Genomic DNA, 16,115 nt, shown 5'->3' with positions numbered 1-16,115 from the left:
GCGCATGACTGCTCAGGAAACGCACGCGACCCCGCCCGGCCCGCTCCAGGGGGCCCTCGACCACGAACGCTACTGCGCGGAACTGCTCGCCGAGACCGAACGCCTCCGCGCCGCGCTGCGCGGCGCGGACTTGACCGCGAACGTGCCCACCTGTCCCGACTGGACCCTGGCCGAACTCGCCCGACACATCGGCGGAGCGCACCGCTGGGCCGGGGAACTGGTCGCGTCCCGTGCCACCGACTTCATCTCCTCGGCCGACATGCCTGGCGCTGCCGGGCCGGACGATGACAGTCCCGAGGCGCTCGATGCCTGGCTGGCCGAGGGTGCGGAGCGCACCGTGGCGGCGCTTCGCGAGGCCGGTCCCGACGCTGCCGTCTGGTCCTGGTCCCCGGACCACCGGGCCGGGTTCTGGGCCCGTCGGATGGCTCACGAGACGGTGATCCACCGCGCCGACGCCGCGCTCACCTCCGGTGCCGACTACGTGGTCCCGCCGGAGCTCGCCGCCGACTGCCTGGACGAATGGCTCCAGTTGTGCGCCCTTCCGGAGGCGGCCGGGCGCTGGGTGGAGCACGCCGACGGCGTGTTCGGCCCCGGCCGGACGATCCACCTGCACGCCACCGATGCCCCGGCCGGCCTGCACGCCGAGTGGGTCCTGGACCTGACGGGCGATCGGCTGACCCACCGCCGCGCCCACGAGAAGGCCGCGGTCGCCCTGCGCGGCCCGCTCACCGAGCTGCTGCTGGCCCTGTACCGCCGGCGGTCCGTGGACGACGCCGGGATCGAGGTGCTGGGCGACCGTTCGGTGTTCGACGCCTGGCTGGACTACGCGTCCTTCTCCTGAACCCGGTTGCTGCGAGCCGGAGTTACGTTCTGCCGGCCCGGCTCGCGGCAACACTCGTCGCAACTCGCCTCACGGGGAAGCCAGTTGGCGATAGCGAGCCAGGTGGTGGATTCGGTCAGCCGCGGCGAGAACTCACGCACCGCAAGAACCGGCCCCCGGCAAGATCTCACTGGTGTTGCACGGGCGGGCAGTAACCGGTCTTCGCGCCGATGGTGTTGATCTCGGCGTTGGACCGAGGGTCGCCCGCGTAGTTGATCCGGTCCGTGCACTTCGCCCCGCTCTTCTTGTGGACGCCCGACGCCGCGGTCCTGGCGGAGCCATGGGTCGTCTTCGCCGTGGAGGCCGAGGACTGCGAGGCGTTCGCGGCGGCGGTGCTGGATGAGGTCGAGGACGAGGGCGAGGAGGAGGAAGGCGCGGACGAGGCGTTGCTGTTGCCGCTGGTGCCCTGGCAGGCGGTGAGGCCGAACGCTGCGATGGCGATCACCGTGGCGGCGGCGGCCTTGCGGGCGTGGTGGAGCGTGGTGCGGTGAGACATGCGCTTCCCCCGTTCTCTCGACGTGGTGTGGCGGGTGGGTGAGCACCAGATTGCCGGCCGCTGTTGGTGATCCACCGTTGTCCGGCTAACGCCCCACTAACGTCGGTGGCGGGTCGTTCCGGTCGGCGACACCGTGCGCACCATGTTCACGTCCGTACCGTCCCCACGTGTTGCGTGAACTCGGCGTTCCCTACGGGTATCCAGCACGACTGGCCCGACGAGGACTGCCTGCGCATCCTGCACCACCCTCCGCCGGTCCATGGCGCCCGGCACCCGACTCCTGGTCATCGACGCGGTCCCGCCCGCCGACCGCGCCCCGCACTTGGCGATCGCCCCGGCCGTCGTCATGCTGATGGTCCTCAAGGGCCGGGAACGCACCGCCGCCGAGTGCGGAGGTGCCTGGCGCGGGAGCGCCACCTGCCCGCGCACCCGGCGCGTGTCCGTCACGGGTCGGGTGCGCGCCGGTACGGCGGGAGGCTCGTGCGGTAGGGGAAGTGTTGAAGGGAATGCTGTAGAAGAACAGAGGGGGAAGAGAACCGGTTGGTCCGCAGAGCAGGAGGCGAGGAGCGCATGTCGGATGTTCAGCCCGTGTTGGTGACCGGCGTCGGAGGTGGCGTGGGTGGAGTCGGCCGAACGGTCCTCGATCGGCTGCGTGCCGCGGGGGTGCCTGTCCGGGCGTTGTTGCATCACGACGACGAGCGGGCCGAGGCCCTGCGGGCCATGGAGGGCGTGGACGTGGTCGTCGGCGATCTCGCCCGGGGCGCCGACGTCGTGGCGGCGCTCGACGGTTGCCGCCGGGCCTACTTCGGGATGAGCGTCTCGCCCGCGTACCTGGAGGCCACGGCGACGGTGGCCGCGGCGGCACGCGAGAGCGATCGCCTCGACCTGCTGGTGAACATCTCCCAGATGACGGTCTCTCAGATGGACCTCGGCAGCGTCACCGAGTCCCGTCAGCAGCGCCTGCACTGGCTCGCCGAACAGGTCCTCAACTGGTCGGGAGTCCCCGTCATCCACGTCCGCCCCACCGTGTTCATGGAGAACCCGCTCTTCGCGCGGATCGCCCTCAGTTCGATCCGGCGGGACGGCACGATCCGCCTGCCGTTCGGCTCCGCCCGCACCTCCCCGGTCGCCGCGCGCGACGTGGCGGAGGTCATCGCCCACCTGCTGCTCGATCCCCACCCACCCGTCGGCCGGGTCCTCGAACTGACCGGCGCGCGGTCCCGCGACATGACCGCCATCGCGGCCGAGTTCTCCGCGGCCCTGGGGCGCCCCGTGACCTACGTCGACGTGCCCTACGAGGAGTGGGTGGCACACGACCTCGGCCAACTCGACCTGCCCTCGCATGTGTTCGAGCACATCGCCACGATGGCCCGGCTGCACCGGGAGAACCGCTACGACCGCGTGACGGACGACGTCACCGAACTGCTCGGCCGACCCCCACTGGGCTTCGAGGACGTCCTCCAGGCAACCGAGGATTCGGCCGCTCAGGGCCCGACCGATCAGCAGCACGCCTGACACGTGCCTTGGATGTCGGCGACGAACGTTCATCGAACGGGTCGAATCGCCCTACGACGACCGGGCGTCCCGAGTGCCCGCGCCCCCGCTCGGTTGGGTGGCGAGCCAGGCGCACAGGGCGGTCAAGGGCAGTTCGACCGCGGCGGCCATGAGGACGGCGGTGGCGAGCGCGGGACCGGGGGCGGCGGTGGACAGGTCGAGGTAGACGTCGGCGAGGAGGAGGATTGCCGCGATGGTGGTGGGGGCGGTGTGGCGGGGGTCGGCGCGCCTCAGGCGGGTTCCGGCGGTGAGGAGGGCGGCGGCCTCCAGGGCGTCCAGGGCGATCCAGGGGGCTGCCTGGGCGGGCGGCAGGGTGCCGGCGAGGTAGCCGAGCCAGGGCAGGAGGGCGAGGCCGGCGGCCGTCAGTATGCGGCCCTGCCAGCGGCGGGCCCGCCGGCGGCGCGCGGTGTCGAGGTGCTCTGGCCCGTCGTGCCTGGCGGCGTTGACCGTGCAACTGCCGCTGCTGATAGGTGAGCTGAGGGCTACGAGGGCCATGGTGGGGAAGACGCCTTCCTGACTGAGGGGCCCGACCGTCGGGCTCCCCGACAAGACTGGGTTCCGCGCCGGGCGCAGTCAGTAGCGTGACCGTCAGACGTGGGGTGGCACTAGCTACACCCTCGTTGCGGAAGTTGGCGTGATGGAAGCCGCTGAGCTGGGCGTTTACCGTCGTAGTCATGAACCGATCCGACGGGCGGCCGCGCCGCCTGGCCCGCATACGAACGCAGCTCGCCTTCCTGTGCACGGGCATCCTGCTGCACAGTGCCGCCTTCTTGTTGTGGGTGTGGTTCAGCCTCACCGCCGCCTTCGCTCCCCGCGGGGCCCTGGTCCCGTTGGTCTTCGCCGTCGCGGCCACCACGGGCGTCACCTGGCTCCAGCGCCGCCGCTTCGCCGCGTACGCGGACACCGAGATCCCCCGCACCGCGCCCGTGCAGGGACGCAACGAACTGGAGCGCGCCAGGCACCGACTGGGCACCAGCGCGTACTGGCGCCAGCTCGGCTACCACCAGCTCGCCGGGCCGGTGTTGGGCCTGGTGGAGGCCGTGCTGCTGGCCCTGTGGCTGGGCAGCATCGGCGGCATCTCCTTCTATGCCTGGTACTGGGTGCTGCCGAGGGACTGGTCGTTCACGCAGTGGGCGGACGTCGACGGCTGGCTCTTCGCCGTCGCCGGACTGGCCGTACTGCCCTGGCTGTCGTCGCTGACCGGCGCCGTGATCCGCCTGGAGTCGGTCAGCGCCGTCCGGCTGCTCGGGCCCAGTCGGGCCGAGGAGTTGGAACGGCGGGTGGCGGACCTGGCCGAACGGCGGGCCGAGGCGCTGGCCGCCGCGGACGCCGAGCGCCGGCGCATCGAGCGTGACTTGCACGACGGCGCCCAACAGCGGCTGGTGTCGATGGCGGTCAACCTGGGCCTGGCCCGGACCACCCTCACCGATCTGCCGCCCGAGGCCCGTGCCGTCATCGACGAGGCCCACCGCGCGGCGAAGGAGGCCCTGGACGAGCTCAACCACCTGGTGCGCGGCCTGCACCCGCACGTCCTGGACGACCGCGGCCTGGACGCCGCCCTCTCCGGCATCGCCGCCCGCGCGCCCCTACCCGTCCACGTCACCGTGGACGTCGCCGAGCGCGCCGCGCCCGCGGTGGAGGCGGTGGCCTATTTCGTCGTCTCCGAGGCGTTGACCAACGTCGCCAAGCACGCCCGGGCCAGTCACGCCGAGGTGGTGGCGGAACGGGCCGGTGACACCTTGCGGGTACGCGTCACCGATGATGGTGGGGGAGGGGCCGAACCCTCCGGGGGGACCGGCCTGACCGGGCTCGCGCGGCGCGTGGCCTCGGTGGACGGCACCCTCGCCATCGACAGCCCCCCAGGGGGCCCGACCGTCATCACCGTGGAGTTGCCGTGCACGCTGCCCAGCGCGCTGTGATAGCCGAGGATTCCGTTCTGCTCCGGATCGGACTGGTCAGGGTCCTGGAGACGGCCGGATTCGAGGTGGTCGCCGAGGCCGGCGACGCGGACGGGCTGTTGCGGGCGGTGGAGGAGCACCGCCCGGACATCGCCGTCGTGGACGTCCGTATGCCGCCCGGCTTCACTGACGAGGGAGTGCGGGCGGCCCTGGTCATTCGCCAACAGTGCCCGGACACCGCCGTGTTGATGCTGTCGCAGTACGTCGAGGAACGCTACGCGGCCGAACTGCTCGCGGCCCACACCAGCGGCGTCGGCTACCTCCTCAAGCAACGGGTCGCCGACGTCGAGGAGTTCATCGAGGCGCTCCGCCGGGTCGCGGCGGGCGGCACGGCCCTGGACCCGCAGGTGGTCGCGCAGTTGCTGGTGCGGCGCCCGAGCGACCCGATGGAACGGCTGACCGAGCGCGAGCGCGAGGTACTGGCGCTGATGGCCGAGGGCCGCTCCAACGCCGGGATCGCCGCCCAACTGGTGGTCAGCGAGAGCGCGGTGGCCAAGCACATCAACAACATCCTGGCCAAGCTGGACCTGCCCAAGGCCGACGGCGACCACCGACGGGTGCTCGCCGTGTTGCGCTTCCTGGGAGTGGGCGCGTAGCGACGAACGGGCCGCCTCAGGTCCGAGGACGCGCAGGACTGCCAGTATCCGTCGCTGCTGGTCGCTCAGGGCACTCGCCCGGCCCCGAGGTTTTCCGTATCGGTGCGGGCGCCCGCCGCGGTCAGCAGGGCGGCGGTTTCGTGGTGGGGTCCGTGCGGGCCGTCGTTGGCCCAGGCCAGGGGGGAACGGCCGGTGCCGTGGTCTTCGCGCTGGTTGGGGTCGGCGCCGTGGGCCAGTAGCGTGCGGACCGTCTCGGTGTGGCCCCAGCACGCGGCTGCGCACAGCGGTGTGCCCTCCGCGCCGGGGCCGGCGCTCTCGGTGTCGGGGGAGGCGCCGGCCGCCAGGAGCAGGGCTGCGATCGCGGCCCGGCCGCTCACGGACGCCTCGTAGAGCGGGGTGGTTCCCTCGCTGTTGCGACGGTCCGGGGCGGCGCCAGCCCGCAGTGCCGCCTTGGCGGCGCCGGTGTCGCCGTGCCATATCGCTTGGAAGAGGCGCCGGGATTGCTTCTTCTGGTGTCTGTGGTTCATCAGGGGCGACGTTACTGAACGGGTGTTGGGTGGGGCGAACTGTTTGTATGGATCTGCGCGTTGTTGATGGGTTGTGAGGGGCAGGGCGGGCGTTGTCTAGCGGCACACTCCGGCCGCCGATAGGTCCGGGAGGAGGCGGGACCAGCGTTGGGTGTCGATCACGGTGCAGGTGCGGCGGGCGACGCCGGAGGCGTCGATGTCCCATAGGTGGGCGGTGCGGTCGCTGTTGACGGTGGCCAGGGTGCGGCCGTCGGGGGAGAACCAGGCGCCCATGACGGGGATCGTCGAGCTGGTCAGGACGCCGGCGGGGCGTTGGGAGCGGACGTCCCACAGGCGCGCGGTGTGGTCGGCGGCGGTGGTTACTAGACCGGCCGGGTGGCTCTGCCACGGGGGGAGAGCCGCCCGGCCTCACGATCACGCCGGTCACCTGGCAGTGGACGAGGGCGCCCCGGCGGACCGCCAACAGGCGGGCCGGACCGGGGCGTTGTGTTGCTCGCACCGCTAACTCGCCGTTCCGCAGGGGGGGGTCAGACACCGCCATGGGGCAGCTCGAACCGGACTTCCGGGTTGGCCTTCGAGGGGCCGTCGAGCAACGGTTCCCGAATACCGCGCAGATGCCGGTCGAAGAAGGCGCCGGCGTAGCGCCGCGTGATCTGCGCCGCGCGCCGCCCCGACAGCGACGCGGCAGGATCGTGCACCCCGAGCTGGGCCGCCAGGACGGGCAGGTCGAGGAAGCTGACGTGGTGGGCGCCGGAGACGGTCAACCACCGCTTCCAACCGTCCAGCCGGGCCCACCCCTCGTCCCACGTGCCGTCCTGGCCGGGCCGGTGTTCGGCGTTGCCCAGCAACATGAAGGGCTTGCCCCGAAGCCCGGCGGCAGGGATGGGTACATTGAACGCGCCGTCCATGTTCATGCCCGCCCGCACCCGGCCGTCGGAGGCCATGGTGCGCGCGGTGCTGTCCCCGCCGATGGAGTGCCCCGCCATGCCGATGCGCCTCGGATCGATCAACCACCCGTATTTCCAGGCAGGATGGCGTCCCGTCAGCTCATCGATCACGAAGGACAGGTCCTTGGCCCGGCTCGCGGTGACGATGCCGAGCTGATCCGGCTTGACCGTGTCACAGGCGGTACAGGTGAGCGTGCGCCCGCCGGGGAAGGACGTGCCGACCGCTTCGTAGGCGTGGTCGACGGTCGCGACCACGTACCCATGACTGGCCAGATCCTCGGCGAGCAGGGTGAGGGTGGTGCGCGGCAGCCCGAAGCCGGGCGAGAGCACGACCAGCGGATACCTGCCGGACGCGGGTCGCGCATCGGTACGCGCGTAGGTGCGGGTAGCGCTCAGCGTCCGGGCGGGCACCGTCTTCTCCAAGTGCTGGCTCGCCAGGATCAGTTGGGCCTCCTCGGTGGTCATGTAGGCAGAGGGGTGGCCGCTTCCCCGGTGTGCCGGGTAGTACACGGAGAGCATCAGCTTCCGCGCCCCCGATGAGGGAACCCAGGGATCACGGCGGCTCTTGTCGACGAGGGGCACGACGCTGCGTCCCACCGCATGCGGACCGGTGGGGCGGGGGAGCGCGAGCTGGACGGCCTGCGCGGGCCGGACGGATGGCGGCGCAGCGGCGGTCGTGGCGAAGGCCGTACGGGAGGCGGTATCTGAGGCGGCGGCCGACAGGGGCAGGGACAGGGGCAGGGAGAGGGCGAGCAGTGCGGTCGCCGCGGCACGGTGGAGTTTCCTCATGGAGGCACGATAGGGCGGCGTCTGAGCTGATGGGCCGGCTGGAGCGGGCCCAACTCCCCACTGCGTAGGGGCAGGGCGGCAGGTCTCACCCGGATTCTGGCCAAGACCCCTGCGTAGAGCCGGGAGCCCGCCCGCGCCCCGTTCTCCCGCGGGTACCGAAGACGGACGTGCTTGCCTGGCGGCCTGCCTGGCCAACGCCTAGCGTCGGAGCAGGCCCGTCGGGAATGGACGGACGGGAAGAGGCTGGGCGCACTGCCCTTCGCACGTCGGTGCGCCCAGCCGCCCGCCCCGGGTGCCATGTCATGGCCGGCCCCGTCCGCCTCTCCTCCACCTCCCCGCCGCGGAATCTGTCGCACCGCACGCTTCGCATGTCGAGATGCGCCAACTCCGGCCCGGCGGATGTCCCGCCCGCTCCGGCCGGAGCAAGGTCACGGTGACAACCACAGGCAGTCGTGACACTTGGCAGCCACGGGCGGCAGTCAGAAGCGCCGTCACAAGGGGGAAGGGAAGCCGCCGGCGGAAGCCCTAACCTGGGACTGACTACCGTGGGACTGACCATGTGGACGGTGACGGGCGGGGAGGGACCTTGAACTACCGTGCATCAACTGGGACTTCGGCGGGGCGTCGTGGGGCGTACGGCATCGACGCCCCCTACATTCCGGCGCTGTACGGGGTGGTGGGCGTCGGACTGTTGGGTTGGGGCGTGGTCTCCCTGGCCGTCGATGGCCTCGCCCCCGCGCCCTGGGCGGTCCTCGCCGGCTGCCTGGTACTCGCCGCCGCGGGGTTGTTCCTGTACGTGACCCGGCGCGGCAAGTTCCTCGTCTGGGAGAAGCTCCTCGACGAACTGGCGCTCCGTGGCGACGAAGAGATCCTCGACCTGGGCTGTGGGCGGGGAGCGGTGCTCCTGGCGGCCGCCCGCCGCGTTCCCGACGGCCGGGCCTACGGCGTCGACCTGTGGCGCAGTCAGGACCAAAGCGGCAACCATCCCGCCGTCACCGAACGCAACGCACGGGCGGAAGGCGTCGCCGACCGCGTCGAGCTCCACACGGCCGACATGACCCAACTCCCCTTCGAGGAAGGACGATTCGACGTCGTGATCAGCAGCCTGGCGATCCACAACATCTCCGATCCCACCGGCCGCGCCTCGGCGATCGAGGAGGCGGTACGCGTGCTCAGGCCCGGCGGCCGCCTCGTCATCGCCGATCTCCGCAACACCCGCCAGTACGGCGCCCATCTGCAACGACTCGGATGCTCCGACGTGACCCGCCGCGGCGCGGGGGCACGAATGTGGTGGAGCGGTCCTTGGGTGCCCACCGTGGTTGTCTCCGCCACCAAGCCGAGTTGAGCGCTGCCGATCGCGGGAGTGCTCGGGGCCGCTGACGGCTGCGGCATGGGCGGCGGCCGTCTTCGCCGTGGCGCTGGTCCCTGCGTTGGCTGTTGGCGTTGCCGAGCCGGCGGGTAAGGGCCTGCTGGCGGCCGGTGGTGTGCTGGCCGCAACTGCCGCGGTCTGGCGTCTGGTGCGGGTGTTGCGCCGCTTCGACCTCTCCCGCCGCCAGGGGCGCTGAACTACAACTACCCCGCTCCGGTGCTTCTTGGCGGGAGGCCCGTATCCCTCTTGCCGGATGTCTTCCTCGTGGGCGCGAGTCCGAAAATCACCATCAGGGTGAGTGCGGCGATCCAGCAGAGTGCGGGTTGGAAGTGGGCGGTCGTTGCCAGCAAGACGAGAGCGGCTGACAGTGCCGGAAGAATCCTCCAGGCCAGTCGCCGAGAATGCCGTGTCATGCGCTCCCCCTTCTGTTGGCATGGGCGGTCGTTGTCATGGCGACGCTGGCACGGTGCGCCATCGTTGGTTCAGCCAAAACAGGCCAATTCTTGAGCTTCACGATTGATTCCGCATGAGGCGGAATATTGGTCAGTGCCTGGAGAAAGCGTGAAATTGGCTGGTGCGATGGCTGCCGGGGGCATGTGCGCTGAGATGCTGGTGTACTTTCCGGCAGGGCTCTGTGTCCGGCCGGTGGGACCAGTCCGGTCGGTCCGGCCAGCGCGGCCAGTCCGGCCACCACCCGGTCAGTTCGACCTCGTCGCGCCGAGTTCGCCCAACTGCGTTGAAATGATGGCCAGTTCGTGGCGCGGTGGCATGATGCGACGTCAAGGGTTGTGCGGCAGTCACCTTGGAGTTCCCGATGAACGAAGCCGAGTCGCGGCGCGCGGCGCGCCGGTCCGCCTATGCGATGGTGGGGACCCGGCTGTCCCAGTTCGGTGACCAACGGCTCCGCGACGCGATCGCCGCGGCCCCGTCCCTGGGGGTGGGGATCGGCGGCCGAGCCGCGCAGTTGGACGTCGAAGGGGTGCGCGTCTTCGTCAAACGCATCCCGCTGACCGACCTCGAACTGCGCCCGGAACACCTGCGCTCGACCGCCAACCTCTTTGATCTGCCGCTCTGTTACCAGTACGGGATCGGCTCCGCCGGGTTCGGTGCCTGGCGCGAGCTGGCCGCACACCTGCTGACCACCGGATGGGTCCTGGCGGGCGCGCACGCCGGCTTTCCCCTGCTGTACCACTGGCGGGTGCTGCCCGATGGCCCGCCGGAAGGCTTCGTCGACGAGTTCGGCGGCATCGACGGGGCGGTCGCCCACTGGGAGGGGGAACCCGCCGTGCGCCGCCGGCTGGAGGCCATCGGCCGGGCCTCCGCCAGTCTGGTGCTCTTCCTGGAACACCTGCCGCAGTCCCTCGCCGCCTGGCTCGCCGCCGCCCGCACCGCGGCCCGCACCCCGTCGGAGGCCGGCGCGCACTACCAGTGGGTGGAGGACGAACTGGCCCGGGGGACGGCCTTCATGAGCTCCCGCGGACTGGTGCACTTCGACGCGCACTTCCGCAACCTGCTGACCGACGGCCGGCAGGTGTACTTCGCGGACTTCGGCCTGGCGTTGAGCCGCGACTTCGCGCTCTCGCCCCAGGAGGCCGGGTTCCTGACGGAGCACCTCGACTACGACCGCTACTACGCCCCCTGGCACCTCCTGCGCCACCACGTCCTCCCCGATGTGTGGCAGGGCGGTGCGGGCGAGTGCGCCCTCGGCCCCGAAGTCTTCCTGCGTGCCTGGCTGGCCGGCCGTCGCCCTGGCGTGCCCCCGCGGATCGCCGCCCTGCTCGACCGGCACGCCCGGTCGGCGCTCCTCCTCGACGACTTCCACCGCCGGCTGCTCACCGGGAGCAAGCGGACCCCGTTCCCGGCGGCGGACCTGCGGTGGGCCGTGGGTCAGTGGCGGTAGCGGTCGGCCGGATCGTGCCCGGCGCGGCCGGCAACGGCGCGCCCGCTTCGGGCGCGGCGGCCCAACCACGCACGGAGATGCCCGAGGTGGCGACCGCCTCGACGCCGCCGTCCTGGGCCTGGGCGTACCGCGAGACGTCGGCGGCCGTCATCAGCCCGACGCCCTCGCCCCGCACGCCCGCGTCCCGGCCCAGCTCGGACAGGTGCCGCGCGGGGTCGGTGCGTCGATAGCCGTGGGAGACCTGCGCGTTGAGGACCCAGGCGCGGGCGCCGATGCCCCCGCCGAGGACGGCGGAGCTGATCATCCGCCAGCCGGGGCCCGCGGACCACAGCAGAGCGTTCAGCTCCTCGCCGGCCTCGGTGTACGGAAGTTGGCGCACCGTCAGCAAACGGACGGCCGCGCGCGGCGGCGGGACGACGGCGGACACCAGGCAGGGCTCCTCACGGGACGGACCGGTCGATCGTACGCACTGCCGGTGCGCCCGCTCGCGGCGGGGCGGCGCGGTCCGGGCGTGGGGCATCAGAGCGGGGGATGGCCCGGCAGGGTGTCCAGGACCGCGGCGACGTCGGTGCGGCGGGCGGTCTCCAACAGGGCGCGGGCCATGGCCGAACCGGGCTCCCGGGCGGTGATCACCAGCCCTATCGGAGTGGTGTGGACGGGCTCCACCAAAGGGACCGCCCGCATGCCGTGCGGGACGCCGAAGACATGCAGCCAGGCATGCGGCACGATGCTGGCCCACCGCCCGGTCCTGACATGGGCGAACAGCGAGGCCACCGAGTCCGTCACGACCCTGGGAACCGGTTGCAGACCGCCGTCGGCGAACACCTCGTCCAGCACCCGCCGCCCCTGCATTCGCCTGGTCAACAGGCACAAAGGCAGGCGGGACGCCTCGGCCCAGGTCGCGGTCGAGCGCCGGGCGAGGTCGTCGGCGACGCCGGTCAGCAGCACATACCGCTCGTCGTAGAGGGCGACCGTGTGGAACTGGTCGGACGCCTCCTCGGGCAGGTAGGTGATCCCGGCGTCGATCTCGAAGTTCTGCAGTTGATGGAGGATGTCCTCCGCGCGCAGGTCCGCCACCACGTCCACGGTGGCCAGCGGGTGCGCCGCGCAGAACGGCGCGGTGAGCAGCGAGACGGCGCCCGAGGCGGTCGGCACCGAGCCGATCCGCAGGCGCCCGCTCAGGCCCGTGCGCAGGGCGTCCACCTCGTCCTTGAGGGCGTCCCGGTCGGCCAGGATGCGCTGTGCCCACCGCACGATGCGCTCGCCCTCGGGGGTGAGGCCCTCGTAGGTCCGGCCGCGCCGGACCAGCAACACGTCCAGTTCCTCCTCCAGTTTGCGCAGCGCCTCGGACAGGGCGGGCTGGGAGACGAAGCAGGACTGGGCGGCGCGGGCGAAGTGCCGCTCCCGGGCGAGTGCCACCAGGTATTCGAGTTGGCGGAACAACATCACTCTCTCCCGGGAGTCAGGGGGTCAACGGAGCCGCTCGGCCCCCGTGTAGACGTTCATCGACTGGCCCCGGAGAAAGCCTACGAGAGTCAGTCCGCTCTCCTCGGCGAGGTCGACGGCGAGCGAGGAGGGCGCGGAGACGGCGGCCAGCAGCGGGATACCCGCCATCACGGCCTTCTGGACCAGCTCGAACGAGGCCCGTCCGCTCACCATCAACACGGTCCCGCGCAACGGGAGCAGGCCGGCCCGCAGGGCATGACCGACGACCTTGTCCACCGCGTTGTGCCGGCCCACGTCCTCGCGCAGGCACAACAGCTCGCCGTCGGCCCCGAACAACCCGGCGGCGTGCAGGCCGCCCGTCCGGTCGAACACCCGCTGTGCCGCGCGCAGTTGATCGGGCAGCGCCGCCAACGCCGCCGGCGAGGTGCGCAGCGGGTCCCCACCCACCGACCACGGTGCCGTGGTGCGCACCGCGTCCAGACTGGCCTTGCCGCACAGCCCGCACGAAGAGGTGGTGTAGAAGTTGCGCTCCAGCGACGCGTCCGGAGCGGTCACGCCGGGGGAGAGGACGACGTCGACGGTGTTGTAGGTGTTGCCGCCGCCGTCGGCGGTGGCGCCGGCGCAGTAGCGGATGCCCGCCACGTCGGCGGCCCGGTGCACCACGCCCTCGCTCACCAGGAACCCGGCCGCGAGATCGAAGTCGTCGCCGGGGGTGCGCATGGTCACGGTCAGCGGCCGCCCGCCGACCCGGATCTCCATCGGCTCCTCGGCGGCCAGGGTGTCCGGGCGCCGGGTGGGCACCCCCTCCCGCACCCGCAACACCCGCCGTCGTACCGTCACTCGCCCCATGGTCGGCTCCTCCTCCTGTCGTGCGGCGTGCGCCGTCGGTGGCCGTGCGGAATCGGCCCGCGGGCCGGGACGTTCAGGCCGCCCCGACGCGTTCCAGGCGGACCAGCACGCTCTTCGAGGTGGGCGTGTTGCTGAAGTCGGCCACGCTGTCGAGGGGGACCAGGACGTTGGTCTCGGGGTAGTAGGCGGCGGCCGAGCCGCGGGTGGTGGGGTAGGAAACCGCCACGAACCGCTCCGCCCGCCGCTCCACACCGTCGCGCCAGACACTCACCAGGTCCACCACGTCCCGGTCGGCCAGGCCGAGCGCCGCCAGGTCGTCCGGGTTGACGAGCACGACCCGGCGGGCGTTGTGGATGCCGCGGTAGCGGTCGTTCATCGCGTACGGGACGGTGTTCCACTGGTCGTGGGAGCGCAGCGTCTGCAACAGCAGATGCCCCTCGGGGATCTCGGGCATGGTGAACGCGTTGTGGGTGAAGACCGCCTTGCCGCTCGGGGTGCGGAAGACCCGTTCGTTGACGGGGTTGGGCAGGCGGAAGCCGCCGGGCCGGGCCACCCGGGCGTTGAAGTCCTCGAAGCCGGGTATGACGCGGGCGATCCGGTCGCGGACGGTGCCGTAGTCGGCCTCGAACTCCTCCCAGGGGATGGCGGGTTCGGACCCCAACGTCCGGCGCGCCAGCCGGGAGACGATGGCGACCTCGCTGAGCAGGTGCGGTGCGGCGGGCGGCAGCTTGCCGCGGGAGGCGTGCACCTCGCTCATCGAGTCCTCGACCGTGTAGAACTGCTCGCCGGTCGCCTGGACGTCCCGGTCGCTGCGGCCCAACGTGGGCAGGATCAGCGCGGTCTCGCCGCACACCGCGTGCGAGCGGTTGAGCTTGGTGGAGATGTGCGCGGTGAGCCGGCACCGTCGCATCGCGTCCTCGGTGACGGCGCTGTCCGGGGTGGCCCGCACGAAGTTGCCGGCGACGCCGAGGAAGACCGTGGCCCCGCCGTCGCGCATGGCCCGGATGGCGTCCACCGAGTCCAGGCCGTGCCGCTCCGGCGGGGTGAAGCCGAACTCCCGCCCGAGGGCGTCCAGGAACTCCTTCGGCATCCGCTCCCACACGCCCATCGTGCGGTCGCCCTGCACATTGCTGTGGCCACGGACCGGGCACACCCCCGCGCCCGGCCTGCCCACGTTGCCGCGCAGCAGGAGGAAGTTGACGATCTCGCGGATGGTGGGCACGCCGTGCTTGTGTTGGGTCAGGCCCATCGCCCAACACACGATGACCTTCCCGCTCGCCAGGACCTGCTCGTGCACCCGCTCGATCTTCTCGCGGGACAGCCCGGTGGCGGTGCGGACGTCATCCCAGGAGACCGTCCGTGCCTGGGCCGCGAAGTCGGCGTAACCGGTGGTGTGGGCGTCGATGAACGCCCGGTCGAGAACGGTGCCCGGCGCCGCGTCCTCCGCCTCCAACAACAACCGGTTGAGCGCCTGGAACAGGGCCAGGTCACCGCCGGCGCGGATGTGCAGGAACTGGTCGGCGATAGCGGTGCCCCGACCGACCACGCCCCGCGCCTTCTGCGGGTGCTTGAACCGGATCAGGCCGGCCTCGGGAAGCGTGTTGACCGCGATGACCCGGCCGCCGTTGCGCTTGGTCTCCTCCAGCGCGGAGAGCATCCGCGGGTGGTTGGTGCCGGGGTTCTGCCCCACGACGAAGACCAGGTCGGCGGTGTGGATGTCGTCCAACGAGACGCTGCCCTTGCCGATGCCCAACGTCTCCTGGAGCGCGAACCCGCTGGACTCGTGGCACATGTTGGAACAGTCGGGCAGGTTGTTGGTGCCGTAGGCGCGGGCGAACAACTGCAACAGGAACGCGGCCTCGTTGTTGAGCCGCCCCGAGGTGTAGAACAGCGCCTGGTCGGGGGAGTCGAGCCCGCGCAGCTCGTCGGCGAGCAGACCGAGCGCCTCGTCCCAGTCGATCGGCTCGTAGTGGCTCGCACCGGGCCGCTTGACCATCGGCTCGGTCAGGCGCCCCTGTTGGTTGAGCCAGTAGTCCGACGCGCGCCCCAACTCCGCGATCGAGTGCTCGCGGAAGAAGTCCGCGCTGACGCGCCGCCCGGTGGCCTCGTCGTTGATGTGCTTGGCGCCGTTCTCGCAGTACTCGTTGAAGTGCCGCTTCCCCGGACCCGGTTCCGGCCAGGCACAGCCCGGGCAGTCGAAGCCCTTGGCCTGATTGATGTTCAGCAGCGTCAGCGCGGTGCGGCGTACCGATGTCTGGGACAGCGAGTACTGCAGCGCGTGGGTGACCGCGGGCATGCCGGTCGCCCACGTCTTGGGCGAAGTCACCGACAGGTCGTCGACCGGGTCGTCTATCGGGCCCTCATTGCTGCTCATGGTCTGCTCCGTCCCCTTCTGCTGTTCTCCGCGCACGCGGGCACAACCGGGCCGATGAACCATGCCGGGACGCCCCCGAGTTGGGCACCGAAGTCGCGCGCCGGACCGCCGCGCCTGGATTCGTGCCGGGACGTCGACGCTGCCTGGCCGGCCCTGATGAGTCTCCAAGCGCCCGCGGGAGAAGTCAAAGAGGTGTTTCTTGTGAGCTGATAAATCGCGCCTATCGACGTTTCCGTTGAATCCGCGGGGCGAACGGAACGCGATGTGCGGGGGCGGAAGTCTGGCCCGAATCCATCGTCGGCCCCGCGCCGGTGGGTGATGTTGGTGCATCGGTACGGACCTCGCGGGGCATCCTCACCGACGGGCGGGAAGCCGCGCGGGACCGGCCGCCCGGGCACGACGCCTGGTTCCGTCACAGACCCCGCAGGCG

The 16,115-nt window shown here is 71.5% G+C and carries 15 protein-coding genes and 1 pseudogene; 8 read left to right on the top strand and 8 right to left on the bottom strand.

Going from position 1 to position 16,115, the window contains the following annotated elements; translation table 11 throughout:
- Nucleotides 1–4 precede the first annotated feature (4 nt).
- The 3 genes from PV796_RS03500 to PV796_RS03490 all read left to right on the top strand — a co-directional run bounded on the left by PV796_RS03500 (nt 5) and on the right by PV796_RS03490 (nt 2,891).
- Nucleotides 5–841 (top strand): maleylpyruvate isomerase family mycothiol-dependent enzyme, encoded by an 837-nt coding sequence (locus PV796_RS03500; protein ID WP_274911348.1) that lies wholly within the window; start codon nt 5–7, stop codon nt 839–841.
- A gap of 263 nt (nt 842–1,104) precedes the next feature.
- A complete protein-coding gene (locus PV796_RS03495; protein WP_274911347.1) occupies nt 1,105–1,371 on the top strand; it encodes a hypothetical protein in 267 nt (88 codons plus the stop codon).
- A 575-nt stretch (nt 1,372–1,946) separates the two neighbouring features.
- Nucleotides 1,947–2,891, top strand: coding sequence for an NmrA family NAD(P)-binding protein (locus PV796_RS03490; RefSeq protein WP_274911346.1), 945 nt, complete (start codon nt 1,947–1,949; stop codon nt 2,889–2,891).
- Nucleotides 2,892–2,942: 51 nt separating this feature from the next.
- On the opposite strand, the gene PV796_RS03485 is transcribed toward PV796_RS03490, so the two are convergent.
- Complete coding sequence (locus PV796_RS03485; protein WP_274911345.1) at nt 2,943–3,425, bottom strand: hypothetical protein; 483 nt, start codon at nt 3,423–3,425, stop codon at nt 2,943–2,945.
- A 179-nt stretch (nt 3,426–3,604) separates the two neighbouring features.
- Here PV796_RS03485 and PV796_RS03480 point away from each other — a divergent pair, with 179 nt between their 5' ends.
- On the top strand, nt 3,605–4,849 hold the full coding sequence (locus tag PV796_RS03480) for a sensor histidine kinase (protein WP_274911344.1): 1,245 nt from the start codon (nt 3,605–3,607) through the stop codon (nt 4,847–4,849).
- A complete protein-coding gene (locus PV796_RS03475) occupies nt 4,846–5,484 on the top strand; it encodes a response regulator (protein ID WP_274918848.1) in 639 nt (212 codons plus the stop codon). The genes PV796_RS03480 and PV796_RS03475 overlap by 4 nt, the downstream gene beginning before the upstream one ends.
- 65 nt (nt 5,485–5,549) lie before the next feature.
- Here PV796_RS03475 and PV796_RS03470 read toward each other — a convergent pair whose 3' ends face one another.
- From PV796_RS03470 to PV796_RS03460, 3 genes are all read right to left on the bottom strand, one after another.
- Nucleotides 5,550–6,011 carry an ankyrin repeat domain-containing protein gene (locus tag PV796_RS03470; protein ID WP_274911343.1) on the bottom strand — a complete coding sequence of 154 codons (462 nt, stop codon included), beginning with the start codon at nt 6,009–6,011 and terminating at the stop codon, nt 5,550–5,552.
- 96 nt (nt 6,012–6,107) lie between these two features.
- Nucleotides 6,108–6,308, bottom strand: a complete 201-nt coding sequence (locus PV796_RS03465) for a WD40 repeat domain-containing protein (protein WP_342456952.1) — start codon at nt 6,306–6,308, stop codon at nt 6,108–6,110.
- Between the two features lie 230 nt (nt 6,309–6,538).
- On the bottom strand, nt 6,539–7,747 hold the full coding sequence (locus PV796_RS03460) for an alpha/beta hydrolase family protein (protein ID WP_274911340.1): 1,209 nt from the start codon (nt 7,745–7,747) through the stop codon (nt 6,539–6,541).
- Between the two features lie 586 nt (nt 7,748–8,333).
- Between PV796_RS03460 and PV796_RS03455 the strand changes: the two genes are divergently transcribed.
- The 3 genes from PV796_RS03455 to PV796_RS03445 all read left to right on the top strand — a co-directional run bounded on the left by PV796_RS03455 (nt 8,334) and on the right by PV796_RS03445 (nt 11,016).
- Nucleotides 8,334–9,092, top strand: a complete 759-nt coding sequence (locus PV796_RS03455) for a class I SAM-dependent methyltransferase (RefSeq protein ID WP_274911339.1) — start codon at nt 8,334–8,336, stop codon at nt 9,090–9,092.
- On the top strand, nt 9,067–9,312 hold the full coding sequence (locus tag PV796_RS03450; protein ID WP_274911338.1) for a DUF6332 family protein: 246 nt from the start codon (nt 9,067–9,069) through the stop codon (nt 9,310–9,312). The genes PV796_RS03455 and PV796_RS03450 overlap by 26 nt, the downstream gene beginning before the upstream one ends.
- A gap of 618 nt (nt 9,313–9,930) precedes the next feature.
- Nucleotides 9,931–11,016: a protein kinase family protein gene (locus PV796_RS03445; RefSeq protein WP_274911336.1), complete on the top strand. Its 1,086-nt coding sequence runs from the start codon at nt 9,931–9,933 to the stop codon at nt 11,014–11,016.
- On the opposite strand, the pseudogene PV796_RS03440 reads toward PV796_RS03445, so the two are convergent.
- The 4 genes and pseudogenes from PV796_RS03440 to PV796_RS03425 form a co-directional block, all read right to left on the bottom strand.
- Nucleotides 11,015–11,443: pseudogene (locus tag PV796_RS03440) on the bottom strand (adenosylcobinamide amidohydrolase); the annotation flags it as partial. The gene PV796_RS03445 and the pseudogene PV796_RS03440 sit on opposite strands and share 2 nt — an antisense overlap.
- 92 nt (nt 11,444–11,535) lie before the next feature.
- Nucleotides 11,536–12,462: a LysR family transcriptional regulator gene (locus PV796_RS03435; protein ID WP_274911335.1), complete on the bottom strand. Its 927-nt coding sequence runs from the start codon at nt 12,460–12,462 to the stop codon at nt 11,536–11,538.
- 24 nt (nt 12,463–12,486) lie between these two features.
- Nucleotides 12,487–13,311, bottom strand: coding sequence for a formate dehydrogenase accessory sulfurtransferase FdhD (gene fdhD / locus PV796_RS03430; RefSeq protein WP_274911334.1), 825 nt, complete (start codon nt 13,309–13,311; stop codon nt 12,487–12,489).
- 73 nt (nt 13,312–13,384) lie between these two features.
- A complete protein-coding gene (locus PV796_RS03425) occupies nt 13,385–15,685 on the bottom strand; it encodes an FdhF/YdeP family oxidoreductase (RefSeq protein ID WP_274911333.1) in 2,301 nt (766 codons plus the stop codon).
- Between the last annotated feature and the right edge of the window lie 430 nt (nt 15,686–16,115).

Origin of the sequence: Streptomyces sp. WZ-12 (assembly GCF_028898845.1) — a bacterium.
GTDB lineage: Bacteria > Actinomycetota > Actinomycetes > Streptomycetales > Streptomycetaceae > Streptomyces.
Note: the sequence above shows the minus strand (reverse complement) of the source record. Positions and strands in the feature narration are given on the sequence as shown.